Below are 24,666 nucleotides of genomic sequence, written 5' to 3' on the forward strand. Positions count from 1 at the left end.
TTCGTCCTGAGCCAGGATCAAACTCTCCATAAGAACTACTTCTATAAAGAAGTAGTTTTCCATAAAGAAATCGAATAGCTCATTTCTTGCTGACTTAAGGAGGAATTAATTCCTCCTCTGAATCCGAAGATTCTTGTGTGTGTTTCTTTTCACTCGACCGAAACCGAATTACTTCGAAACGTTTTGCTCAAGTGCGTTAGCACTCTCGCGATATCTCATTGATGTTTTGCTGTTCAGTTTTCAAGGTTCATTCGTGAGAGAAAATATCAAGTTTCTCAAACACTTCATTTGATGTCGTCGTAATGGCGACTTTCTTAATATAACATTTCTTCTGGAAGGAGTCAACAACTTTTTTTAACTTCTTTTTCCCTCGTTGTTTCTCGCTCCCTGAGGACATGTATTAATATACAACAAGTCAGCACTATAAATCAAGTCTTTTTGAAAAAGAATTTTTCCCGCAGTTTTTTTCCGTCTATTACGAACAGGACAATCCCCGCTATGACAATGATTCCGCCTGCTATTTGGGACATTGATAATGTTTCATTAAAGATATAGAACGCCAGAATAGCTGCTCCAACTGGTTCAAAGAGAATTCCGATGGATATTACATTGGTACTTACCCACTTGAGCGCCCAGTTGAAAAGAGTATGTCCCAACAAATTTGGAATTAGAGCTAACATGACAAACCAGAACCAATCAGAACCGGGATAAGGCCCGAACGACTCTCCTTTGATAATCACATAAAAAAACAATGTGATTGTACTAATCGAGTAAACAACAAACGTATAAGTAATAAGGGAAAGACGTTTACGCACATCTTGCCCGAATAAAAGATAGGTGGTGATAAGCGCGCAAGCAATCAATGCAAGCATATCTCCGTAAAAAGCGGTTCCGCTCAGTTTAAAGTCTCCCCAACTGATAATTACACTTCCCGATAGAGCTATCAGTGCGGATAAGATTGTTTTGAAACCAAGTTTCTCTTTAAATATAAAGTACGTTCCGGCAAAAGCAAAAATCGGTTGTAATGTAACAAGTACGGTTGAGCTTGCAACTGATGTGTAATTTAGAGATTCAAACCATAATATGAAGTGAAACGCTAAGAACACCCCAGCTATTGCTGAAAAAGTCCAATCCTTTTTGCTGAGTGTAAAAACTTCATGCCTATACTTCATTAAGAAGAGCGGCAACATGATCAGAACCGAGAACAACATTCTATAGAATGCAATAACTCCCGCATCAGCTGAAGCAAGTTTTACAAATATTGCTGAAAGTGCCACGGAAATTACACCGATGATTATTGGAATATAGGGATGAATTGCAGGTCTTTCCATTTCTAACACATCTCTTTCAATAAAATGGGTTACCTCTTACACTTTTAAGGTATTAGATAATTATAAGTATAACATGGTTAAAAAGAGAGGACATTAAGGGGGAAGGCTCATGACTTGGATTGCGAACGAGGCAATGTATCCTGAAGTTTTGATTAAAATTACGTTTGCTTTAGTATTAAGTTTAGTAATCGGTGTAGAAAGGGAAATAAAGAAGAAGCCGATCGGATTAAAAACTAGTGCCGTCATCGCTACTTTTAGTTGTCTTCTAACAGTCGTCTCTATAGAAGCAGCTTATCTCGTTCCAGCTCGTGATGATATTAACGTAACAATGGACCCACTTAGACTTGCCGCACAAATTGTTAGCGGAATTGGCTTTCTTGGAGCAGGGGCTATTCTGCGACGAGATAATGACAACATTACCGGTTTGACGACAGCGGCAATGATTTGGGGTGCGGCAAGTATTGGGATAGCTGTTGGGGCAGGGTTTTATATTGAAGCTGCGTTCGCCGTACTTAGTGTGATGTTTGTTATCGAGGTTATCGCTCCTGCTCTTGGAAAATTCGGACCAAAAAGACTACGGACAAAAGAGGCTGCTTTCATTGTAGTGTTATCTGATAAGTCGAAGATAGAAGATCTCATTACTTATCTAAAGGCAGAGAGCATGACCATCGAGAATTTACGCATTCGGCAGATTATCGTAAATGATAATCAAATCCGACACGAACTAGATTTCCGACTCTCAGCACTTCCCAAAAAAGCAACTTCCCTATTGTACATCGAACTAACGACACTACATTACATCGAATCGGTTGAAATCGAAATATTTCCATAATGGAGGAAAACTATGAGAAATCTATTAAGACTTTTGAAAGATGGCAATAAACCTTCCCTACTGGCAGCCATCGTTAATACAATAATCGCCTTTTTAAAAGCTGCCGCCTTCTTCTTCACAGGCAACGTTGCAATGTTTGCTGAAATGATGCATTCCTTTGGTGATGCAGCCAATCAATTTTTTGTGTTCATCGGTTCGGCCTTGTCTAAAAAAGCACCTACCCCAAAGTATCCAAATGGATTTGGCCGGGTAGTCAACTTAGTTTGCCTTGGTGCTGTCATCATCGTCGGAATTATGTCTTATGAAGCAATTATAGGTGGATGGCATCATGTTATTGATCCAGCTGAAGCGGGTGGAATTAGAAATTTAGTTATCAACCTTTCCGTTCTGGGCATCAGTATCATTCTTGAATGCATTGTCCTCTATAAAGCAGGTAAAGAAGTTCTTCATGAAGCTGGCATTGTTAAGGGCGGTTTTGCACCGATCACTCTTGGGTTCCGTAATCTCAATCGTGCCAAACCTGCCACGAAATTAGTATTCATGGAGGATTTCGTTGCAACATTAGGTGGAATTCTTGCATTTACCGCTATACTAATTGCCCATTTCCTAGGATTACTTGTAGCGGAAGGAATTGCATCCATCCTAATCGGTATGATGATGTTCTATGTAGTCGGCAAAGTGTTCCTAGAAAATGCACGGGGAGCTATTGGAGAAACCGATGAGGAAATGCTTCATCACATTACACATCTTGTTGCAGCTGATCCAGATGTAAAAGATATTCAACGAATTGAAGTTATTAAAGAAGGAGAATTTCTTCATGTTGAAATTGTAGCTGAAGTGGAGCCTACTCTTACCCTCGCTTATATCGATGATGTGCGCGATAAGCTGATGGATATTGTTCTAAATCAGAAAGGCGTAAGAGACGTCCTCATTTCATTCGATGAAGATGATGGTGTTGAATCTACATGGATGAGATCCAATTTACACGGAGCTTCGGAACAGTTTAATTCAAAACTTCCGGAATAATCACAAAAAAACGTCACGTATGGATTTCTCCAACGTGACGTTTTCATATTTCTTACAATGAAGCTTTTAATATTGAAAGCACATCTTCATTATCAAGCCTGTTGAATTTCCCAAGTGGCCCATTAATGGTTGCCTTGTCTGCCATTAATCCCAGTTTGGAATCATCGATATTATAATACGCAAGTGTTTCAGGTGCACCTATTGAGGTCCAGAATGCTCTCAATCGTTCAATTCCCTCAAAAGCAATTTCTTCTTCAGGTTTCCCTTCCGGCTCGACACCAAATACGTTGACTGCAAGTTTAGCAAATCGTGTTGGATTACTTTTAACATTATGACGCATCCAGTGCGGGAAAAGAATCGCAAGTCCACCCGCATGCGGAATATCATAGACTGCGGATACAGCGTGTTCGATATCATGAGTAGCCCAGTCGCCTTGATATCCCATTTGAAGGAAACCATTCAATGCCATAGTCCCTGCAAACAGAATCGTTTCCCGCAAATCATAATTAGTGAGATCTTCAACCAACTTCGGACCATTAGCCATGATCGCGCGAAGTACGCCTTCGCACATTTCATCTTGTACGGGTGTGTTTTCAGCATTATTGAAGTATTGTTCAAATACGTGTGACATCATATCAACAATACCGTAAATTGTTTGGTCTTTTGGAACAGATATTGTATATGTCGGATCAAGAATTGAGAATTTCGGGAAATTGAACGGACCACCCCATCCGTATTTCTCTTCTGTTTCTTCATTTGTAATGACAGAGCCTGCATTCATTTCTGAGCCCGTTGCTGCAAGCGTTAAAACTGTCCCAAATGGAAGTGCGTCTTCCGCTAACGCTTTCTTCGTGACTAGATCCCAAGCGTCACCATCGTATTTCGCGGCTGATGCAATCAATTTCACACAGTCTATAACTGAACCGCCCCCAACTGCTAGGATGAAGTCAATATCTTTTTCTTTACATATCGCTGCACCTTTACGCGCGGTCGAAACGCGCGGATTCGGATCCACACCCGCTAATTCATATACTTCGTTATTGTTTTCACGTAAAATCGTCATTACTTCATCATAGAGGCCATTCTTCTTAATACTGCCACCGCCATAAACAACAAGCACTCTATTCCCGTAATTCGTTAGTTCTATCGTTAACTTTTGAATTTGGTTTTTCCCGAAAATTAACTTTGTTGGATTGTGAAATATGAATTCATTCATCTTATTACCTCCTTCTACTCTTTTCATTATCCAAAACAATTAGCATGTTTGCAATTCTAATGGGTGCGTATGAAAACACTATTGTTACGATACTGGGGAAAATCATAAAAGGCATCTTCCGCTTAATAAAACGGGAGATGCCTTTTATATTTAACTTATGCCCAACCACGGAAACGTGATGCTTCTGCAGTTTTACGTACACCAATCATATATGCTGCTAGACGCATGTCTATGTTACGGGTTTCTGCAGTTGCATAGACGTTATCAAATGCATCAACCATTTTTTTCGTCATTTTTTCACGCACTTCTTCTTCAGTCCAGTAGTACCCCATATTGTTTTGGACCCACTCGAAGTAAGAGACTGTTACGCCTCCCGCACTTGCAAGAACATCAGGTACTAAGAGAATTCCACGTTCTTTAAGGATTCTCGTTCCTTCACTCGTTGTTGGTCCGTTCGCTGCTTCAACAACGATTTTAGCCTTGATATCATGTGCATTTTTTTCAGTAATTTGGTTTTCAATTGCTGCTGGAACTAGGATATCACAATCAAGTTCAAGCAATTCCTGATTTGTTATTGTGTTATCGAAAAGTGTTGTTACTGTTCCAAAGCTATCGCGACGATCAAGTAAATAATCGATATCTAAACCATCCGGATCATGAAGCGCTCCGTATGCATCGGAAATTCCGATTACTTTTGCACCTGCGTCGTGAAGGAATTTGGATAAGAAACTTCCAGCATTCCCGAAACCTTGAATAATAATTTTCGCACCTTTCATATCGATTCCACGACGTTTTGCCGCTTCATTGATAATAATCGTTACGCCTTCCGCAGTTGCCCGGTCACGACCTTGTGATCCACCAAGAACAATCGGTTTACCTGTAATGAAACCAGGAGAATTGAACTCATCAATACGACTATATTCATCCATCATCCATGCCATAATCTGAGCATTTGTAAATACATCAGGTGCTGGAATATCTTTATTAGGTCCCATTACTTGGCTTAATGCACGAACATAACCTCGGCTTAGGCGTTCAAGTTCACCCATTGACATTTCACGGGGATCACAGATAATTCCACCTTTACCTCCACCATATGGCAAATCGACAATACCAGCTTTAAGCGTCATCCACATTGACAGTGCTCTAATTTCATCAAGCGTCACATCTGGATGGAAACGAACGCCGCCCTTTGTCGGTCCAACTGCATCGTTATGCTGTCCACGGAAACCCGTGAAAACTTTAACCTTGCCATCGTCCATTTTAATTGGAATACGCACTTCAACCATACGAAGTGGTTCTTTTAAAAGTTCGTACATTCCTTCATCGTAGCCTAATTTATCAAGTGCATCTTTATATAGTTCTTGAGTAGACGTAAACAGATTCAAGTTTTCACTCATTTAACGGTTCGCCTCTTTGATTCATAATTTTTTCTATGCATATATTGTAACATATCAGACACTTATTTGGACAAAAAATTTATTTTTTGAAAACTTTTTTTATTCTAACAAGTGCCCACTCGAGTTCTTCTTTTGTAATAATAAGCGGTGGAGCAAATCGAATTACTGTATCGTGCGTCTCTTTACAAAGCAAGCCGAGTTCTTTTAGCTCTTCACAGTATGGACGAGCAGCTTCTTTCAATTCAACGCCGATGAATAATCCGCGCCCACGTACTGATTTTATAGTCGGATTATCAATTTTCTTTAACTCTTCCATAAAGTAATTTCCAAGTTCGAGAGAGCGTTTCGCCAATTGTTCATCTTCCAACACTTCAAGAGAAGCAATGGATACTGCGCAAGCCATAGGATTTCCACCGAAAGTCGATCCGTGTGATCCAGGATTGAATACACCGAGAACTGCTTTGTCAGCCAACACACAAGAAATCGGGAATACTCCTCCACCTAGTGCTTTACCCAGGATGTACATATCTGGTTCCATGTCTTCCCATTCACATGCAAACATTTTACCAGTACGGCATAGGCCGGCCTGAATTTCATCTGCTATAAAGAGGACGTTGTTCTTTTTACATAACTCACGCGCTGCTTTCATATAGCCTTCAGGGGGAATAATAATACCTGCTTCACCTTGAATCGGTTCAATAAGGAATCCAGCTGTATTCGGAGTGATTGCAGCTTCAAGTGCCTTGATATCACCATAAGGAATAAGGTTAATGCCTGATAGCATCGGACCGAATCCGCGTTTATATTCAGCGTCTGATGATAAAGAGACCGCTAACATCGTACGGCCATGGAAGTTTCCTTCGCATGCAATAATTTCTGCCTGATTTTCTGCTACTCCTTTAACATCATAAACCCAACGACGTGCCGCTTTAATAGCGGTTTCAACAGCTTCAGCGCCTGTATTCATCGGAAGCGCCATTTCTTTACCTGATAGTTTACAAACTTTTTCATACCACGTACCAAGTTGGTCATTATGGAAAGCACGTGACGTAAGTGTAACTTTATCGGCTTGGTCTTTAAGTGCTTGAATAATTTTCGGATGACGATGGCCTTGATTTACTGCTGAGTACGCAGAAAGCATATCCATGTATTTATTGCCTTCCGGATTTTTTACCCAAACCCCTTGCGCTTCAGAAATAACAATTGGTAGTGGATGGTAATTATTTGCCCCAAATTTCTCCGTTTTGAGAATTATTTTTTCTGAGACTGACACTTATTTACCTCCTTTGATTATGTAAGTCAGGCCAATCAGCAGATGGGCTTGTTTATCTGTGTCTAGCTCCGGGCACCAGCCGCTCGGGTCTAGCGGGCGCCCTTAGCTTTTCTTATAGTGTTTCTGACGTTGTTTGCCCTTGCATATGAAGTTGCAAGTAATCCGGACCGCCGGCTTTTGAATCTGTCCCTGACATATTGAACCCACCAAACGGTTGGTAACCGACGATTGCACCTGTGCAACCACGGTTGAAGTAAAGGTTACCTACGTGGAAATCTTCACGAGCTTGTTCAATATGGAAACGGTTATTCGTAATGACTGCGCCTGTCAATCCATAGTCTGTATTGTTGGCATATTCAATCGCCTCAGTGAAGTCTTTTGCTTTCGATAAGCCGACAACAGGACCAAAGATTTCTTCTTGCATAACACGACCTGTTGGATCCAAGTCCGCAATTACTGTTGGAGCAACAAAGAATCCTTTAGAACTGTCTCCAGTTCCGCCTGCGACAATCCGTCCTTCTTCTTTACCAATTTCAATATAGCTCATGATTTTGTCGAATGAAGCTTGATCGATTACTGGACCAGTGAAGTTTGAGTTGTCTTCTGGATCGCCATACGTCAATTCTTTTGTCAACCCCTCAACGCGCGCGACAACTTGGTCGTAAACGTCCTCATGAATAATCGCTCGTGAACAAGCTGAACATTTTTGCCCACTAAAACCGAACGCTGATTTTACAATTGATTGTGCGGCAAGTTCCAAGTCAGCTTCGTTATCAACAACGATTGTATCTTTTCCGCCCATTTCAGCGATAACGCGTTTCAACCAAATTTGACCTTTATTTACCTTAGCTGCACGTTCATAGATACGTGAGCCTACTTCACGAGAACCGGTGAATGAAACAAAACGTGTTCTAGGATGATCAACTAGGTAGTCGCCAACCTCAGCACCAGATCCAGGGATGTAGTTTACAACTCCCGCTGGCATTCCAGCTTCTTCGAGAACTTCTATGAATTTGTATGCAATAACCGGTGTTGTCGATGCTGGTTTAAGAAGAACAGTATTTCCTGTAACTAAAGCAGCAACTGTTGTTCCAGCCATGATTGCGAAAGCGAAGTTCCATGGCGAGATGATTACGCCCACCCCAAGAGGGATGTAGTCAAAACGGTTGTATTCACCGGGACGGCTTACAACAGGAATACCATTTTTCAAATCTAGCATTTGGCGAGCATAGAATTCCATGAAATCGATTCCTTCAGCTGTATCTGCATCTGCTTCATTCCAAGGTTTTCCTGCTTCCTTCATAAGGAGTGCTGAGAATTCGTGTTTACGGCGACGAATGATTGCAGCAGCTTTGAATAGTACGTCAGCACGGAATTCAGGTTTCACTTTTTTCCATGTGCTGAATGTTTCGTCTGCAACTTTCATTGCTTTTTCGGCAAGGTCTTTGCTTGCTTTCGAAACGCGACCTATTACTTGCTCTCTATTTGAAGGGTTAGTTGAAACCAATTTTTCTTCAGTCATGATGCGTTCCCCACCGATGATTAGTGGATAATCCTGTCCTAGATAACCTTCAACCACTTTTATACCCTCAAGAAAAGCTTGTTTGTTCTCTTCTACTGTGAAATCTGTAAATGGTTCATGTTTATACGGAATCATATTATTCCTCCTCTTCAGTAGTAGGACGCAAAATTTATTTGCACTTTGTATTTGATTACATATATAATAATGCAAAAGATTGTTGCGGATATCAAGCATTATTCATTATTTTTTTTAAAATAGAAGTTGGAAGGTGATTACTTTGAAGAATATCGACATTTCACTCTTCCCATTTTATCAGTTTGCGGTCAGTCGCGCCGCGGCTGGTATACATGCAGTTGATAAAATCGGAAGAACTGTCATCTATAATGAAAAGATGAAAGAAATTGAAGGACTCGCACTTGAAGATGTCACTGATCGGTCAATTTTAGAGCTGTTCAATTTTGACCTGGAGGAAAGTACACTTTTAAAAGTTTTGCAAAGTGGCAAAGAGCAATTAAATGTAAAACAGACTTACTGGAATAGGAACGGTACCGAAATTACAACAATTAATGACACGTTTCCGATTTTTGACAACGAAATTCTAATTGGAGCCGTAGAACTAGCCCGCGACGTTACCGCACTTGAAAGATTTATTCTTCAACCGTTTAGAAAAAATAGTGTTCCAGTGACATTCAATCAGATTATTGCTTCCTCACCTTCTATGAAAGTGGTTATTACTACTGCAAAAAAAGCAGCTCGAGCAAAATTACCTGTACTTTTAATCGGCGAAACCGGAACAGGTAAAGACCTTATCGCCGAGAGTATGCATAATGAATGCTCTACTTCCAACACACTATTTTATACCCTATTCTGCCACAGTTCAGATCCACTAGCATTAGATCGTTTAGGTAAAGATTTGAACGTACCAGAACCATTAACTCTTTTTTGCGAGAGAATCGATTTGCTGTCCATTCCACTGCAACAGAAATTACTAGCGATACTATTAGAAAACCCTTACAGCAATAAGCAATTCATCGCGAGTATCGGGGATGATCCAGTGGAATTAATCGCTTCGGGGGCTTTATTGAAAGATTTGTATTATTTCTTTGCTTCTTTCACCATTCGAATTCCTCCTTTAAGAAAACGGAAAGAGGATATATTACCTTTCGTTTTGGCTTATTTAGAGCGTCGAAGTGAACGGTACGGTTCTACACTTAAAGGGATTACTGTGGAAGTTGAGGATTTATTCCTCGGATATGATTGGCCGGGAAATATGCGAGAACTTGAATTTCTTCTGGATGAAATCTCTTCTATTGCCACTACTGAGATGGCCATTACATATGATCTACTACCGTTACATTTCCGGATGAAGGGCTCAGAGATTACCGAGGAACCGACGCAAGCTACGGACTTCATTGTGCAGTCAGATAAAGAGTTGTTGCCGCTTGATCAGTTTTTGCGTGAAGCGGAAGGCTATTATTTAAAAAAAGCGATGAAACTCAATAATGAAAACATCACAAAAACTGCACAAGCACTTGGCATGAGCAGACAGAATTTACAATATCGTTTGAGGAAATTAAAAAAATGAGGGAGAAGGCATGTTTGCCTCCTTCCTCATTTTTTCTGTCTAGCTTCAGCGCCTAGCCCCTCGAGTCGCTTCAGTCTTGCTGATAAAGGCAAAGAACGCCTTTATCTTCAAGCCTTCCAGCAGGGAGGGATTGAACTTCATCCCTCTTTATTGCCGCACGATGCGGCGTTCTTAGGCTGCGTTCCATTATCATTGCCCTGATTTTTCAATCCAGTCTTGGAGTTTTTCTTTCAGTGAGTTGAATCCGTCTGCATCGCTTTCATCGACGCGTGCTTGCAATGATTTGCGTGGACGGTCGTCTTTTCGGATGGTAGCCGGTGCTTCTTGAAGAGCTCTAATGGACAAGCTGATTTTTCCTGCAGCTTCGTCGACCTCTAGTACCTTTACTTGTACTTCCTGCCCCACAGTTAGAAATTCATTGATATCTTTTACAAAACCATACGTAATTTCAGAGATGTGGACAAGTCCTTGTGTTTCATTGTCAAGTGCTACAAATGCACCGTACGGTTGGATACCCGTTACTTTGCCGGAAAACTCTTCTCCTGCTTCGAATTTTTGCGCCATGTAAAACAGCTCCCAATCTATTTTGGTATCGATTCTGCCCTTAAGGCCACTTAAAATTATATCATGTTTGAAGTGACCGGGCAAAAATTCGACAGCTTGAAAGGGTTCAACTTTATTACACTGCCACACATGTTAATCCTCAAATTCGTGCAGTAAAAGATCTAAGTCCGCATGACTGATTCTCCATACAGTTTCATCTTCCAAAACCATCTGAACCAAATATACTGTCGTATTTCCTTGTTGAAATCCAATCGAACCTGTTGTTTCTCCGTCACTATTGAAATGCAGACCATCGTAGCTATCAATTGCTATTTCCACTAGACTCCATTGAGCAGTGTATTCTTCGAGCGTAGCCGTATTATTTTTGGTGCTGTAAAGCTGCCACATCGTCTCGGAATCTTCTCGCTCATTTGCGTACAAGTATACCCCGATAATGACCAATGGACTGATTCCTTGCAGTGTGGATTGGTCGTAATTTGATGAAAATGAATGGTACGTCTCTTTAACTAAGTCCTCGAAGAAGGTATCGGGGAAAGACACACTTTCAAAGCCAGATGCATTTTGTCTGAATCCTTGCATGCTAAACGTATCGAGTCTCCCGGATTTTGCAAGTTCCAATGCTTGATGAACATCGTAGGCTTCTAATCGGCTGTGACTATTCGATTCCGTCCAATCCGTCGCTTTCATCTCTGAATTAATTGTTTGCATGAGATAAGCTGCTGGTGAACTCTTTCCAGCACTAGCGATTCTTTCCCATCCTGCTCGATAATCCATTTTCACTTTACCGTTAGTATCGAATACCTGATCAGGCTCCGTTCCCCCAATGATTTCGTAAAAAAGTTCACTGTACGACCAACCCAGGTTATGAAATACTTCATCCGTAAACGTTGTGGCTAATAACGTTTTTTCTATTTCTAGTAAATAGTCGATTGAGTCTTCTAGCGGATGCACAAGACCCGGATACATAACCAACGGCGTCGCTTCCAAACCCGTCAAATAGCCGCTAAGATCGGGGTGGATAGAGGATCTAATTTTAGCGCTATGTTCATTCTTTTTAAATACAGGAGCAATAGGCGCCCAGTTTTTTATAGACACCGGATACATATTTTGCTTAATCATGCCATCCAAGGCAAACTGTAAATCTTCAGGATATGTATCCTTTTGTTTCATGAATCCTTCAATATCTATGATTCCGTTATCTACTGCATCCTCGATAATCTGTTCGTGTTTGTAGAGAATCGCGAAATAGGATTGTTGAATTAGGTAAATCTTTTCCAAATAATCTAACATAAATTCATTGCTCTTTTCCAAGTCGTCTGCAAGCGATTTTTTAAATAACCGTTTAGTCATCTCAGATGGCAATTCCAATGACTTGATTATTTCCCCATACTCTTCTTCTACCTTCTTCTTATTCAAGGTACCAGTGTTACTCATAACACCTTCGTACCGAGCGATCATAGACTCAAAATCGGCTCGTTCTTTCTCCCCATAAAAAACATGGTTAAATGCCTCGCTGCCTACAGTCGGTTCAGTCAGACCCAGTTCGGTGTAGCGATTTCCGACTTCTTTCTCAAATGATGCCTTTAGCCGTTCAATATATTTTTCGGCGGCAGCCTTTTTATATTCCTCACTTGTCACAACAGGAACAATCAGCAGTGATAGAAGGACAAGGACTCCCACACTCCAAGAAATCATAGCCTTCTTTGAAATCGATTGTGCCGCTTTCCCAGTCGTCTGAACTACCTTCTGCGACTCTTCAAAAACCTGTTCTTTTATAAATGTAGTTTTTAATCGTCCATACGATTTAGTAAGGAATTCAAGCCTCTTTTTTAGCGACGCGATTTCCAGGTCGTAAAATGCTTCCGCAATAGCTTGTTCAATTGTTTCATCAGTAGTATCCAAAATTGCTGCAATGCTTACATCATCCAGGTGATGAAATTTCGAGAGAATAAACGGTACTTTCCTATCTATTTCAAACATAACAATCTTGTTATGCAATTCCTGATCCTCTTCAAATAGAAATATCGGCTCATTCGGTGTATTGGCTAGTCGCGTATTTGATAGAATATTTACTGCATGTTTATATAAAGTCTCAATAAGCGGCTTTTCAAAGTCATGGGATTCTAGCTGATTGTGAAAGTTCCTAAATGTTTCTCCCGTTACATCCACCGCTTGTTTTAACGGACAGCCATACTGTATGGCGAAACGCTCAATGTCTCCTGAATAGATGTCCATCCATTGTTCAAAAGCGTCAATGTCGCCAGCCCTCACCTTTTGACTCAACTCGGCATCTTCCACAGGCACCCCTCCGGTACATAATTCTAATTATTTCAATTATATCAAAGATTATCCTGTATTGAAATTTGTTTCATTATCCGAAGGTGTTTTACTATATCAATTACGCCTCGGCGTAATTGCGTCCAGATTTTTGAATCGAGCTTGCTCGATTGACTCCTTTCAAAATCTGTGACATCCGCCGGAGGCTTTATCAGGGAGGAATTGAACTTCATTCCTCCTTATTCAGCGGGCTTTTGGACACCCACTGAACAGGAAAACAAAACTACATTCATCTCCCACCTATGAAGGTGAGAGATGAATGCTGAATAAAGATAAAAATAAGCCATACCCATTTGAATGCGGGTACAGCTCTACAGGTTAGACGATACATTTCGCCTCGTATTTAATCGCTAGCAACTTATAAGAAATTTGCACACAGTTTTCAATCGGAATCCATTGCTCATAGGTATGTTCATAAACTTCCCGAATTCGCTTTGCAAGGTCCGTAGGATGATCAAGTCGGTGTAAATCCGCTACGATATCGACAATTTCAAGTGAATACGCTTTTGGACCGACTTCGAATGGGTCCCATTGTTCAAGAAGTGCAACAGCCTTTTTATTCATTTCAATTGTATGCACGATGAGTCACCTAATTTTTCTCATTATTTTAGACTATGATAACATAGAAAAGAAAAAAGAAAAGAGGGATTTCCATGAATAACTTTGATCTTGTGATTGAACGACGTAAAACACGTTCTGCAAAATGGGACTTAATGGAAGTAGTCTATGGTATTGAAGATGCATCCGATATTTTACCGATGTGGGTCGCGGATATGGATTTTGCCGCTCCTGAAGTTGTCGTAAATGCCATGAAAGAACGACTCGACCATGCCGTATTCGGCTATTCTTACATTCACGATGAATGTAAAGATGCAGTTAGCTCATGGCTTTCTGAACGTCATGGTTGGGAAACAAAAAACGAATGGATGTTATTCCATCAAGGTGTTATTCCAGCCATCGCTTCAGTAATTGAAACGTTTACAAATCCGGGTGACGGAATCCTAGTCACTTCCCCCGTCTATCCGCCGTTCTTCCAACTTCCCAAACGTCAAGAACGGAACCTGGTCGAATGTATCATGAATGAAGTGGAAGGCGTTTACTCCATCGATTTTGAAGAATTCGAGAAAAGCCTTCAGCAAGATGTAAAACTATTCATCTTATGTAATCCGCATAACCCTGGCGGCATCGTCTGGACAGAAGCCGAACTGAAAGAAATGGTGCGACTCTGTACAAAATACAATGTACTGATTTTATCGGATGAAATACACTCAGACCTTGTTTTCTCAGGACATAAGCATATTCCACTGGCTGCCGTTGCTGGCGAAGAAGCCGGACTTATCATAACATGTGTTGCACCTACGAAAACGTTTAACCTTGCCGGAATTCAAGCTGCTGTAATGATTGCGACGGATGAAGATGTGAGAGGAAAGCTTTCACTAAATGCCATGGCACACGGCCAGATGGGATTGAATTCATTCGCAAGTGTCGCTTTAACTGCAGCATACAAGGAAGGCGGACCTTGGCTGACGGAGCTGTTGGAAATAATTTCACACAATATGGATTATGCAATTCTTGAATTAACAAAAGCAATTCCTGGTTTAAAAATAGCTAAACCGCATGCGACATATCTTCTTTGGATTGATTTCCGTGGTACTGGATTTTCAGAAAAAGAAATAATGGACAAGCTTTTGAATAAAGGGAAGCTTGCGCTCGAACCTGGATCGAAGTACGGAGAGGCTGGACGTGGATTTCTCCGTATGAATATGGCAACACCATTGTCAGTTGTCAAAGATGGCGTCAATCGCTTTATCACTGCATTGAGTGATTGAGATAGTTGTAATGAGAGATTACTCATTTCAACAAAAAAACAGCATCCTCAGTTGGGAGGATGCTGTTTCTCTTTCGCTTCGCGGCGTTCTCGCAAAATGCGTTCTTCAAGTTCTTTTGTTTCCAATTCCTGTTTCTTCGAATTTTTTCGAATCCACCTAAAAGCGAAAAACATGAGAACCATGAAGGCTACAAACGATAACGCAGCCGGGATGTATTCTGATTTATCTTCCGGAAAGTAAAGGAACGGCATTAATAGAGCGTTCACTTCCATCCACTTCCTTACCTTATTAATTTCACATAATCAAAATTATTTTTGAAGAATTTCGATAGATTCAATTGAAATATCTTCAACTGGTTTGTCTTGACGGCCTTTTTTAACTTTTGCAATGGCATCGACAACATCCATGCCTTCGATAACTTGGCCAAATACCGTATGTTTTTGGTCTAGGTGAGGTGTTCCGCCCATTTCGCTGTATGCTTGTGCAATATCAGCAGGCCATCCGCCTTTTGTCATTTGTTCAACTGTACCTGGAGCTTGTGATGCATGAACAATGAAGAACTGGCTGCCATTTGTACCAGGACCAGCGTTTGCCATCGAAAGAGCTCCTTTTAGGTTGAATAGTTCTTCAGAGAATTCGTCTTCGAAGGAATCGCCGTAGATACTAGCTCCGCCCATACCTGTACCTGTTGGATCTCCACCTTGAATCATGAAATCTTCGATAACGCGGTGGAAGATAATGCCGTTGTAGTAACCGTTTTCTGCATGTGTCAAGAAGTTTTCAACTGTTTTTGGTGCTTGTTCAGGAAAAAGCTTGATTTTGATTGGCCCCATAGTTGTGTTCATAACAACGAGCGCCTCGTTTGCTGCTACTTCATTCGATAATTGTGGATACATTGTTGTTGCCTCCTCTAAGTTCTTAGTATTATTTTTTTCCGCTGGCGTTTTACCAACAGGCACTTCATCTTCTTGTTTCTCGTTCTCTGTAGCACTATTTCCGCAAGCGGCTAATAGTAAGAGACTGATAGAAATTGTTAGAAGGGAGAAAATTATTTTCCTCATTATGATTCACCCCGAATCAGTTTATCATATCATATCTTCTATTTCGATAAATAAGCATGAAACTTCCTTCGTTTACCGAACTGTTTTATACTTAATCTAAAGGCACGACGCAGAAAGAAGGTTTTCATATGGACGTGCAAAAACGGAATTTTATCATCATCTGGATTTCGAACGTGCTCGTTGCTGGAACCATGACGATGATTATGCCCTTTTTATCTCTCTATATTGAAACATTCGGTGACCATTCCGATGCATATGTTCAAAAATGGGCTGGTTTAATCTTTGGCGCTACATTTGTTACCGCTTTTATCATGTCTCCCGTTTGGGGACGGGTCGCCGATAAGTATGGTTTCAAGCCTATCCTTCTCATCAACGGATTCGGCATTGCAACATCCGTTTTTTTAATGGGATTTGTCGATTCCGTTGAGGCATTTTTCCTCCTACGTCTTTTAAATGGGCTCGTCACTGGATTTATACCTACGTCACTTGCGTTTATTTCTTCACAGACCGCAAAAAAAGAAGCTGGAAAAATGCTCGGTACGCTACAGATGGGCAGTGTTACAGGAACGTTATTTGGTCCAGTTTTCGGGGGGTTACTTGCGGATACTTTCGGCTTTCAGTACACCTTTATCATTACGTCCATCTCCGTTATCGCCGCTGCACTTATTGTCCTATTCGGGATTAAAGAACAGAAGCGGATTAAAAATCCGAAAGCAATTCAATACTCCAGAAAGTCAATAATAAGTGGTCTTCTGCATCACAGACTTATGTTAAATGTCATGATTGTAACAGCACTTATCCAGATCGGAAACTTCAGTATCCAGCCACTTCTTTCTTTATATGTTTCACATCTGACAGATGCGAAAGATGTGGCGTTCCTCGCCGGTATCACCTTCAGTGCAGCAGGGGTTGGTAATCTCCTATTTGCACGGCGCTGGGGTAAGCTCGGCGACGATATCGGCTATGAAAAGGTTCTTTCAGTTTTGCTGATTTTATCATTCGTCTTTATCATACCCCAAGCTTTCGTGACAGAGCTATGGCAGCTTATTTTCTGGCGGCTGCTGTTCGGAATAGCACTTGGTGGAATGATTCCCATAACGACTGCACTGGTTAGACGCGAAGCACCCATCGACATTCAAGGTGAAGTCATGGGTTATAATACGAGCTTCCGTTTTCTTGGGAATATTATCGGTCCAATGTTCGGTGGGATTATCAGTGGATATATTGGTATTTCTTCCGTCTTCCTGGTCACCGGCGTTCTATTCTTGCTAGGTTTCGCATTTCTCTATTATGCCAAACGAAAACCCGTTCAGGACTTTGAGGATTTCCTAGCATCTGAAGAAAAACGAATACATCCTTAAAAATTCGCACACTTCGATATCCGTAGTGTGCTATATTTTTGTTATTATATGATTTTTGAACGGAGCTCAAAGACATTGAAGCAATTTATCGGTTTCATATTTATCCTTCTCACGATTCCCTTGCTACTCATTGTTCAAAAAGAGATTGCGGTCGAATTGAAAAGTGCACAGTCTTTCAAAGAACAGATAGATCAATCCATTGAGCTGTCCCCCCCAACGAGTAACAATCCCTTAGCACTGAAGGATCGCAACGGTGTAATTTTTGCGGAGGAATACATAGAGTGGCGCGACCCTGTCCCACTATCAACCATTCCACTATTCGTTCGCCAACTTTTTCTCGAAAGTGAAGACTCAGGTTTCTACGAGCACCGCGGATATGATATTGCAGCAATCGTGCGTGCTTTTGCTGTTAACACAGTGACTGACGATATCAGACAGGGAGCATCTACCATTACACAACAAGTCGTGCGAATGCGCTTTTTATCCACAGAGAAGACTTATGAACGAAAGCTGACTGAACTTATCTATGCAGCTGAACTAGAAAAACAATCATCAAAAGATGAAATCTTAGAAATGTATTTGAATGAAATGTATTTCGGCAATCAAGTCTACGGAATTAGTGCCGCCGCAACATACTACTTTAGCAAATCTCTAAATGAGCTGAATGAAGCTGAACTTGCCTTTCTCGCAGCGATTCCGAATAACCCAAGTATGTATGATCCTATAAAGCATTTCGATCAGACTAAAACTAGACAGGAACGTCTTCTTTCTGTCTTAGTAAAGGCTCGGAGCATTACTGCCGATGAAGCTGAACGATATAAAAATACGAGCGTTCAATTAAACCTAAAACAAAAAATGAATGCCTTCCCCGCATACAGTACATATGTCCTTGCTGAACTTACTAATCTTATAGCGCAATCAGAAGGTTTGTCAGAAGCAGTAGCAAACGCTTCAAGTGATGCAGAAAAAAATGCACTTGAAGCGTTAATGAAACAGCGTACCGCTGAGATTTTATCAGACGGACTCATTATTGAAACAGCCCTTGATTCAAAAAAACAGTTGCGCGATGAACAGACAATTTCCGCGATTTTAAAACCCGTTGGTGTAGAAGCTGGGTCTGCTGTTATCGACAATGACACACGAGAAGTCGTCAGTATTTTTGCCGGGGTCGACTATAAAAAGTTTGACTTCCATCGTGCTTATCAGGCAGTCAGACAACCAGGTTCCGCCATCAAACCGCTTCTAGTCTATGCCCCGCTATTTGAAAGTGGTCCCTATACTGAAAATATGCCCATCAATAGCGGAAATATATGCATCGGCTCGTACTGTCCAACAAATATTGGCGGTTTTGTCTATGGCGGTGTAACGGTCAAAGAGGCATTCCGACAGAGTCATAACACGGCAGCCGTTAGGTTATTTCAGATGGTTGGAATTGAAGATGCATTCGGTTTTATAGAACCCTTTGGATTTAAATCCGTTACAAAACGAGATATGAACTATTCAGCCGCACTCGGCGGTTTTTCAAAAGGTGTGACACCTATTGAACTGGCAGGTGCCTATTCCAGTTTTATCAATGGGACGTATTCACCTGTCCATGCGATTCGTGCAGTGAAGGATAGAAAGGGTACTATTCTTTATCAATGGCCGGAAGTTAAGAGCGATGTCTGGTCCCCTTCTACAGTTAAAATAGTTCGTGACTTGATGCAGGATGTCGTATTAAATGGAACGGGGCGCGGCATCAGCTATAACACAGCGTATACTGGTGCAAAAACTGGAACAACGGATCATTATAAAGATTTATGGGTTGGCGGCATGAACGATACCTATACAACGGCTGTCTGGGTCGGCTATGATATTCCGCAGTCAGTTAAAAATGTGAGTGACCAAAAACTGCATCTCCAGATATTTTCAGCGTTACTCCGAGACTAGCCCTTCACCAAATGGCTAGTCTATTTTTTCGCCTATGAACGGCAAGCTTGCGATAACTCCTGTATAGAGTTTCAACAAAATATAGATAATTGTTGAGATGAGAACACACCATAATGTTATTTCAAAAATAATAAGTCCAATCGTGCTGACAATTGTCATGTATCTGCTTAACTTGTAAACGACATAGACAAAGTAAATGAAAGTCGTCAGTAAAAACACTATCCCTAATAGTACGACTGAATTGATACCAAAAACTGATGCAAGTGCCCCGAAAAAGTAAATGACATTACCTCCTCGGGCTTGGCTATACGATTCTCCCAATACGTCTTTTGAAAAGAACAGCATTGCTGTTTCGTGAATTGTCTCCGCAATTAACTTTAACGCGGAAAATACCATAAAAAATAATAATGTATAGATGACCAGTAAGAAAATACGTAACTGTATATCCGTTAGGAATTCTCTCATGCCTGCGTACAGACCAATTCCTTTGAACAGCTCAACAGACACGCCTACTGTATAAACACCGAATGTTAAACTGAAGAGCACAATTGTAAAGAAAGGCAAATAACCGTATATGTATGGATTTTTCATTTTACACCTCAAAAGTAGTTCTCTTTCTTCAACTCTATAATATAAGAAGAGAGTCGAAAGATGCAATAAGGTGCGGAAATGTTCAATGCAAATACCCCCAATATACGTTATACTTTATAACATTGCAGAAAGTTATGTTTCAATCATCAGGAAGGAGAATTTTCTTGAATTTCGTATTGCTGATTTTTCTGCCTATTGTGGCAGCCTTATTTGTACCTTTCCTATTCAGGAAATTAAAAGATATACATACTGGTTGGTTCGTTTTACTAGTTCCTGTAGCCCTTTTCATTTATTACATTGGATTTATCAAGACAACAATGGATGGCGGACATGCTGTATCAGAGCTTCAATGGATTCCATCGCTCGGTATTTCGTTCGTATCGTATATTGATGGGCTTAGCCTGCTGTTCACCTTGCTAATTACAGGTATTGGCGCACTCGTGGTCCTCTACTCCATTTTTTATCTCGATAAAAATCGGGAGAAACTAAACAACTTTTACGTTTTTCTACTTATTTTCATGAGCGCCATGTTAGGAGTCGTGCAATCGGATAATGTAATTTCCCTCTATTTATTTTGGGAGTTGACATCCATTTCATCATTCCTGCTAATTGGCTATTGGAATACACGTGATCGTTCTCGATTTGGTGCATTAAAATCGATGATGATTACCGTATTTGGCGGTTTAATGATGCTTGGTGGATTTGTCTTACTCGGAATAATGGGCGACACGTTTTCTATACGTGAACTTATCGCAAATGCTTCCACGTTTGTAGGACATGAATACTTCACGCTGGCACTCGTTCTAGTCTTACTAGGCGCATTTACGAAATCAGCACAGTTCCCGTTCCACATCTGGTTGCCCGATGCGATGGAAGCGCCTACCCCGGTAAGTGCATATCTGCACTCTGCAACCATGGTAAAAGCAGGCCTTTACCTTGTCGCTCGGTTCACTCCTATCTTCGCAGTTTCTGAAGTTTGGATTTGGCTTGTTACTGGCATCGGCCTTCTAACATTGTTCTGGGGCTCTCTTTTTGCAGTGAAACAGACCGATTTGAAAGCGATCCTTGCTTTTTCGACAATTAGTCAACTTGGACTTATCATGTCCTTGCTCGGTGCAGGTGCACTTGCCTACCACTCAGATGATCCAATTTTAAAATTCGCAACATTCGCAGCAATCTTTCATCTGATTAACCATGCTGTCTTCAAAGGAAGCTTGTTCATGGTTGCAGGTATTGTCGACCATGAAACCGGTACCCGCGATATTCGTAAACTTGGCGGATTAATGAGCATCATGCCCGTCAGTTTCACAGTGGCATTCATCGGGTCTATGTCGATGGCAGGATTGCCCCCATTCGGAGGCTTCCTGAGTAAAGAAATGTTCCTTCAATCAATGCTCGCCATTCGTCATTTTGAACTGTTCGACTTTGCAACTTGGGGAATTATCTTCCCGGTTATCGCTTGGATTGCTAGTGTGTTCACATTCGTTTACAGCTTCTACTTTGTTTTTAAGACATTCACTGGACAACAAAAAAGTGAACACCTTCCGAAAAAACCGCATGAAGCACCTTTTGGCATGCTTGTAGCTCCTGTCATTCTAGCTATACTCGTTGTTACTATCTTCTTTATCCCGAATTTGATTGGGAAATGGTTGGTTAAGCCAGCTGTGATAGCTGTCCAACCTGGTTTGTATGGCCATCCTTCTGAAGTTGCAGTACATGTTGCGGCTTGGCATGGCATCGCCGCTCCTGAGCTATGGATGACGATTTCACTTGTCGGAGTAGGCCTCGTTCTCTTCTTGACAATGAAAAGATGGCACAAGTTATATGACATTCAACCGGAGTATTTGTCAATAAATGCACTTTATGATTCAGCCATGTTATTTAGTGAAGGCGGAATGAACCGTCTTTCTCGTTTCTACATGACTGGGTTAATCCGTACGTATTTGATTTATATGTTTGCTTTTATCGCTGCCATAACATCGGCAACGCTCTTTATCAAAGAAGCATTCGTCTTAGATATGAATAGTTTTGCACCGGTAACCTTATATGGAATCCTGACTGCGGTTATCTTAGTTCTGGCGGTTAGTATGGTTCTTCTAGCCAAGACGAGGCTGTCGGCAATTATCGCACTCGGCGCAGTCGGATATTCGGTTGCATTATTCTTTGTTCTGTTTAAAGCACCGGATTTAGCGCTTACACAACTCGTAATTGAAACCATCTCAGTCGCACTGTTCCTGTTGGCCTATAAACATTTGCCGTCGCTTAATAACCATGGACAAACAAAGCCCAACAAGGTAGGAAATGCGATTATAGCTGCCGGTGTAGGGATTACAGTAACTTTGGTAGCTCTATCAGCCCATTCACAAAAACTGATTCCATCAATTTCGCAGTATTATAAAGATACAGTCGCTACAGAAGCTGGGGGCGGGAATATCGTCAACGTCATTCTCGTTGATTATCGTGGTTTTGATACATTATTTGAAATCACCGTTCTATCAATCGTCGGAATCGCCGTCATTGCTATGATCCGCCTAAAGTTGTCTAGAAAGGAGGAGAGTACGGATGAAAACAAATGATGTCATTTTGCAAACGGCAACAAAATTCGTATTCTTCATCATTTTCCTTTTTTCAATTCATATTTTCTTTGCGGGACACTACACACCAGGGGGAGGCTTCGTAGGAGGACTCCTCACTACTGGCGCAATTGTTCTGCTGCTTTTAGCATTCGACCTGAAAACTGTGCAAAGAGCTTTGCCTTTTAACTTCACGATTGTGACAGCTATCGGTTTACTACTTTCACTCGGAACGGCTGCAGGTTCAATTTTCTTCAACGTTCCATTTTTTACACATGTATACGATGATTTCACTTTGCCTCTATTTGGGACAACTTCCCTTCATACTGCAATGATCTTTGATGCCGGTGTATATCTCGTTGTTGTTGGTGCCGCCGTTACAATGATTCAAACGATTGGAGGAGATGAGTAATGGAATTTATAATGGCTATCGTCATCGGAATTCTTTTCATGGCAGCTGTCTATTTGATACTTTCCAGAAGCCTCCTTAAAATCATTCTCGGGACAGGCCTGTTGAGTCATGGTGCCCATTTACTTATCCTTACGATGGGTGGACTTGGTGGTGCTTCTCCGCCTGTCTTGGCCGAAGGCATCACTGATTATGCTGATCCTTTACCACAGGCGCTAATATTAACGGCTATTGTAATCAGTTTCGGAGTGACCGCATTCATTCTCGTGTTGGCTTATCGGACATATGCTGAGCACAAGACTGATAACATGAATCTCATGAGAGGAAATGACGAACATGATTAATCTGCTTTTATTTCCAATCCTATTGCCCTTCTTTTTCGCAATTATTCTTCTTTTTTTCAAGGAGAATATCAAGGTACAGCGCTCGCTAACATGCATCGGACTTTTGGTAAGCTTGGTTGCTGCACTTTTTCTTGTTGCAAAAGTGAAAGCGGATGGCGTGCAAGCAATCACTCTCGGAAGTTGGTCGGCACCGTTTGGTATTTCGATGGTGTCAGATATGTTATCCGCATTGCTAGTAACGACAACACTCTTAATAACACTGTTTGTTGTAATCTACAGCTTCACAGCAATTGGTGAAGAGCGGGAGCGCTACTTCTATTATCCTGCTATCTTGTTTATGATTACAGGCATTAATGGTGCTTTTACAACAGGTGACATTTTCAATATGTTCGTATTTTTCGAAGTGCTGCTTATCGCCTCTTACCTACTAATCGTTCTCGGCGGCAAGAAAAAACAGCTCAGCGAATCAATCAAATACATACTCGTTAATGTTATATCATCTGCCCTTTTCGTTATTACGGTGGCATTCCTTTACTCAGTCATCGGTACATTAAATATGGCCGATATTTCAGTGAAGATAGCTGAAATTGGACAACCCGGTATCATAACCGTAATCGCCGTCCTCTTTCTTATCGTATTCGGTGTCAAAGGTTCCCTATTTCCACTTTACTTCTGGTTGCCGGGTTCTTATGCAGCACCGCCCACACCCATTCTTGCACTCTTCGGAGCGTTGCTGACTAAAGTGGGTATTTACGGAATCATCCGAACGTATACACTGTTCTTTGTTCATGATTTAGATTTTACACATGGGTTATTATCCATACTCGCTCTCCTCACAATCATTGCGGGTTGTATAGGTGCACTCGCTTATTTCGATTTAAAACAAATTATCATTTACAATATTGTAATTGCCGTGGGCGTCATTTTATTCGGCGCTGCGCAAATGAACGAGGCTGGTTTAACTGGTGCTGTATTCTATTTAATCCACGACATGCTAATTAAAGGAGCTTTATTCCTTCTAATTGGAATCATTGCTTATGTAACGGGTACATACAATTTGCGTAAAATGGGTGGTTTGATGAACACTCATGCATCCCTTGGTTGGATTTACTTAATCGCAGCGTTTGGTTTAGTAGGTATTCCGCCATTAAGCGGTTTTGTCGGAAAGCTTTTAATCGTCCAAGGTGCATTTGAGGCAGGTCACGTCTTCGGAAGTATCGTCATCCTGGCATCGAGTCTTGTTGTACTGTTATCCGTTATTCGAATCTTTGTCTATGCATTCTGGGGCAAGCCCGGACTTCATGGAGAATTACCTAAAACAGACAGTCGTTCTTACCAGAAGATGATGGCTCCAGCTATTGTATTAGTCATCTTGTCCGTGCTGTACGGGGTAGGTACTGAATGGCTCGTTCCTTACATGACGGATGCAACAGATGTATTACTACAACCGTCCATCTATATTGATGCGGTGTTAAAGGAGTAG

General features: G+C 41.2%; 21 protein-coding genes. 10 read left to right on the top strand and 11 right to left on the bottom strand.

Annotated features, from left to right (window positions below):
- Nucleotides 1-428 precede the first annotated feature (428 nt).
- Nucleotides 429-1,331, bottom strand: a complete 903-nt coding sequence (locus tag AC1TO6_RS13840) for a DMT family transporter (protein ID WP_482102205.1) — start codon at nt 1,329-1,331, stop codon at nt 429-431.
- Between the two features lie 109 nt (nt 1,332-1,440).
- Between AC1TO6_RS13840 and AC1TO6_RS13845 the strand changes: the two genes are divergently transcribed.
- Together AC1TO6_RS13845 and AC1TO6_RS13850 are read left to right on the top strand one after the other, a co-directional pair.
- Nucleotides 1,441-2,163, top strand: a complete 723-nt coding sequence (locus AC1TO6_RS13845) for an MgtC/SapB family protein (protein WP_482102206.1) — start codon at nt 1,441-1,443, stop codon at nt 2,161-2,163.
- 12 nt (nt 2,164-2,175) lie between these two features.
- Nucleotides 2,176-3,189: a cation diffusion facilitator family transporter gene (locus tag AC1TO6_RS13850; RefSeq protein ID WP_482102207.1), complete on the top strand. Its 1,014-nt coding sequence runs from the start codon at nt 2,176-2,178 to the stop codon at nt 3,187-3,189.
- A 52-nt stretch (nt 3,190-3,241) separates the two neighbouring features.
- Here AC1TO6_RS13850 and AC1TO6_RS13855 read toward each other — a convergent pair whose 3' ends face one another.
- The 4 genes from AC1TO6_RS13855 to pruA all read right to left on the bottom strand — a co-directional run bounded on the left by AC1TO6_RS13855 (nt 3,242) and on the right by pruA (nt 8,735).
- Nucleotides 3,242-4,405 carry an iron-containing alcohol dehydrogenase gene (locus AC1TO6_RS13855; protein WP_482102208.1) on the bottom strand — a complete coding sequence of 388 codons (1,164 nt, stop codon included), beginning with the start codon at nt 4,403-4,405 and terminating at the stop codon, nt 3,242-3,244.
- A gap of 155 nt (nt 4,406-4,560) precedes the next feature.
- Nucleotides 4,561-5,805: a Glu/Leu/Phe/Val family dehydrogenase gene (locus tag AC1TO6_RS13860; RefSeq protein ID WP_482102209.1), complete on the bottom strand. Its 1,245-nt coding sequence runs from the start codon at nt 5,803-5,805 to the stop codon at nt 4,561-4,563.
- Between the two features lie 79 nt (nt 5,806-5,884).
- Nucleotides 5,885-7,078: an ornithine--oxo-acid transaminase gene (locus AC1TO6_RS13865; protein ID WP_482102210.1), complete on the bottom strand. Its 1,194-nt coding sequence runs from the start codon at nt 7,076-7,078 to the stop codon at nt 5,885-5,887.
- A gap of 112 nt (nt 7,079-7,190) precedes the next feature.
- Nucleotides 7,191-8,735, bottom strand: coding sequence for an L-glutamate gamma-semialdehyde dehydrogenase (gene pruA, locus AC1TO6_RS13870; RefSeq protein WP_482102211.1), 1,545 nt, complete (start codon nt 8,733-8,735; stop codon nt 7,191-7,193).
- A gap of 133 nt (nt 8,736-8,868) precedes the next feature.
- Between pruA and AC1TO6_RS13875 the strand changes: the two genes are divergently transcribed.
- Entirely contained in the window at nt 8,869-10,185 is a 1,317-nt protein-coding gene (locus AC1TO6_RS13875; protein ID WP_482102212.1) for a sigma 54-interacting transcriptional regulator, read from the top strand.
- Between the two features lie 189 nt (nt 10,186-10,374).
- On the opposite strand, the gene yugI is transcribed toward AC1TO6_RS13875, so the two are convergent.
- The 3 genes from yugI to AC1TO6_RS13890 form a co-directional block, all read right to left on the bottom strand.
- Nucleotides 10,375-10,749, bottom strand: coding sequence for a S1 domain-containing post-transcriptional regulator GSP13 (gene yugI, locus AC1TO6_RS13880; protein WP_482102213.1), 375 nt, complete (start codon nt 10,747-10,749; stop codon nt 10,375-10,377).
- 132 nt (nt 10,750-10,881) lie between these two features.
- Nucleotides 10,882-13,047 (bottom strand): RNA polymerase sigma factor, encoded by a 2,166-nt coding sequence (locus AC1TO6_RS13885; protein ID WP_482102214.1) that lies wholly within the window; start codon nt 13,045-13,047, stop codon nt 10,882-10,884.
- Between the two features lie 357 nt (nt 13,048-13,404).
- Nucleotides 13,405-13,665: a DUF1871 family protein gene (locus AC1TO6_RS13890; protein ID WP_482102215.1), complete on the bottom strand. Its 261-nt coding sequence runs from the start codon at nt 13,663-13,665 to the stop codon at nt 13,405-13,407.
- 74 nt (nt 13,666-13,739) lie between these two features.
- On the opposite strand from AC1TO6_RS13890, the gene AC1TO6_RS13895 reads away from it, so the two are divergent.
- Nucleotides 13,740-14,915 (top strand): MalY/PatB family protein, encoded by a 1,176-nt coding sequence (locus tag AC1TO6_RS13895; RefSeq protein WP_482102216.1) that lies wholly within the window; start codon nt 13,740-13,742, stop codon nt 14,913-14,915.
- Nucleotides 14,916-14,962: 47 nt separating this feature from the next.
- Here AC1TO6_RS13895 and AC1TO6_RS13900 read toward each other — a convergent pair whose 3' ends face one another.
- On the bottom strand, nt 14,963-15,187 hold the full coding sequence (locus tag AC1TO6_RS13900) for a hypothetical protein (RefSeq protein ID WP_482102217.1): 225 nt from the start codon (nt 15,185-15,187) through the stop codon (nt 14,963-14,965).
- Between the two features lie 36 nt (nt 15,188-15,223).
- Nucleotides 15,224-15,811, bottom strand: a complete 588-nt coding sequence (locus AC1TO6_RS13905) for a peptidylprolyl isomerase (protein WP_482102354.1) — start codon at nt 15,809-15,811, stop codon at nt 15,224-15,226.
- A gap of 293 nt (nt 15,812-16,104) precedes the next feature.
- On the opposite strand from AC1TO6_RS13905, the gene AC1TO6_RS13910 reads away from it, so the two are divergent.
- Nucleotides 16,105-17,337: an MFS transporter gene (locus AC1TO6_RS13910; RefSeq protein WP_482102218.1), complete on the top strand. Its 1,233-nt coding sequence runs from the start codon at nt 16,105-16,107 to the stop codon at nt 17,335-17,337.
- A gap of 75 nt (nt 17,338-17,412) precedes the next feature.
- On the top strand, nt 17,413-19,266 hold the full coding sequence (locus AC1TO6_RS13915; RefSeq protein WP_482102219.1) for a transglycosylase domain-containing protein: 1,854 nt from the start codon (nt 17,413-17,415) through the stop codon (nt 19,264-19,266).
- A 15-nt stretch (nt 19,267-19,281) separates the two neighbouring features.
- Here AC1TO6_RS13915 and AC1TO6_RS13920 read toward each other — a convergent pair whose 3' ends face one another.
- A complete protein-coding gene (locus AC1TO6_RS13920) occupies nt 19,282-19,857 on the bottom strand; it encodes a DUF5366 family protein (RefSeq protein WP_482102220.1) in 576 nt (191 codons plus the stop codon).
- Nucleotides 19,858-20,021: 164 nt separating this feature from the next.
- Between AC1TO6_RS13920 and AC1TO6_RS13925 the strand changes: the two genes are divergently transcribed.
- The 4 genes from AC1TO6_RS13925 to AC1TO6_RS13940 are packed head-to-tail and all read left to right on the top strand — an operon-like array spanning nt 20,022 to nt 24,666.
- A complete protein-coding gene (locus AC1TO6_RS13925; RefSeq protein WP_482102221.1) occupies nt 20,022-22,433 on the top strand; it encodes a Na+/H+ antiporter subunit A in 2,412 nt (803 codons plus the stop codon).
- Nucleotides 22,420-22,842: a Na(+)/H(+) antiporter subunit B gene (locus AC1TO6_RS13930; protein ID WP_482102222.1), complete on the top strand. Its 423-nt coding sequence runs from the start codon at nt 22,420-22,422 to the stop codon at nt 22,840-22,842. The genes AC1TO6_RS13925 and AC1TO6_RS13930 overlap by 14 nt, the downstream gene beginning before the upstream one ends.
- Nucleotides 22,842-23,183: a Na(+)/H(+) antiporter subunit C gene (locus AC1TO6_RS13935; RefSeq protein WP_482102223.1), complete on the top strand. Its 342-nt coding sequence runs from the start codon at nt 22,842-22,844 to the stop codon at nt 23,181-23,183. Before AC1TO6_RS13930 ends, AC1TO6_RS13935 begins: the two co-directional genes overlap by 1 nt.
- Nucleotides 23,176-24,666 (top strand): Na+/H+ antiporter subunit D, encoded by a 1,491-nt coding sequence (locus tag AC1TO6_RS13940; RefSeq protein ID WP_482102224.1) that lies wholly within the window; start codon nt 23,176-23,178, stop codon nt 24,664-24,666. Before AC1TO6_RS13935 ends, AC1TO6_RS13940 begins: the two co-directional genes overlap by 8 nt.

The organism is Sporosarcina sp. Y352, assembly GCF_056786535.1.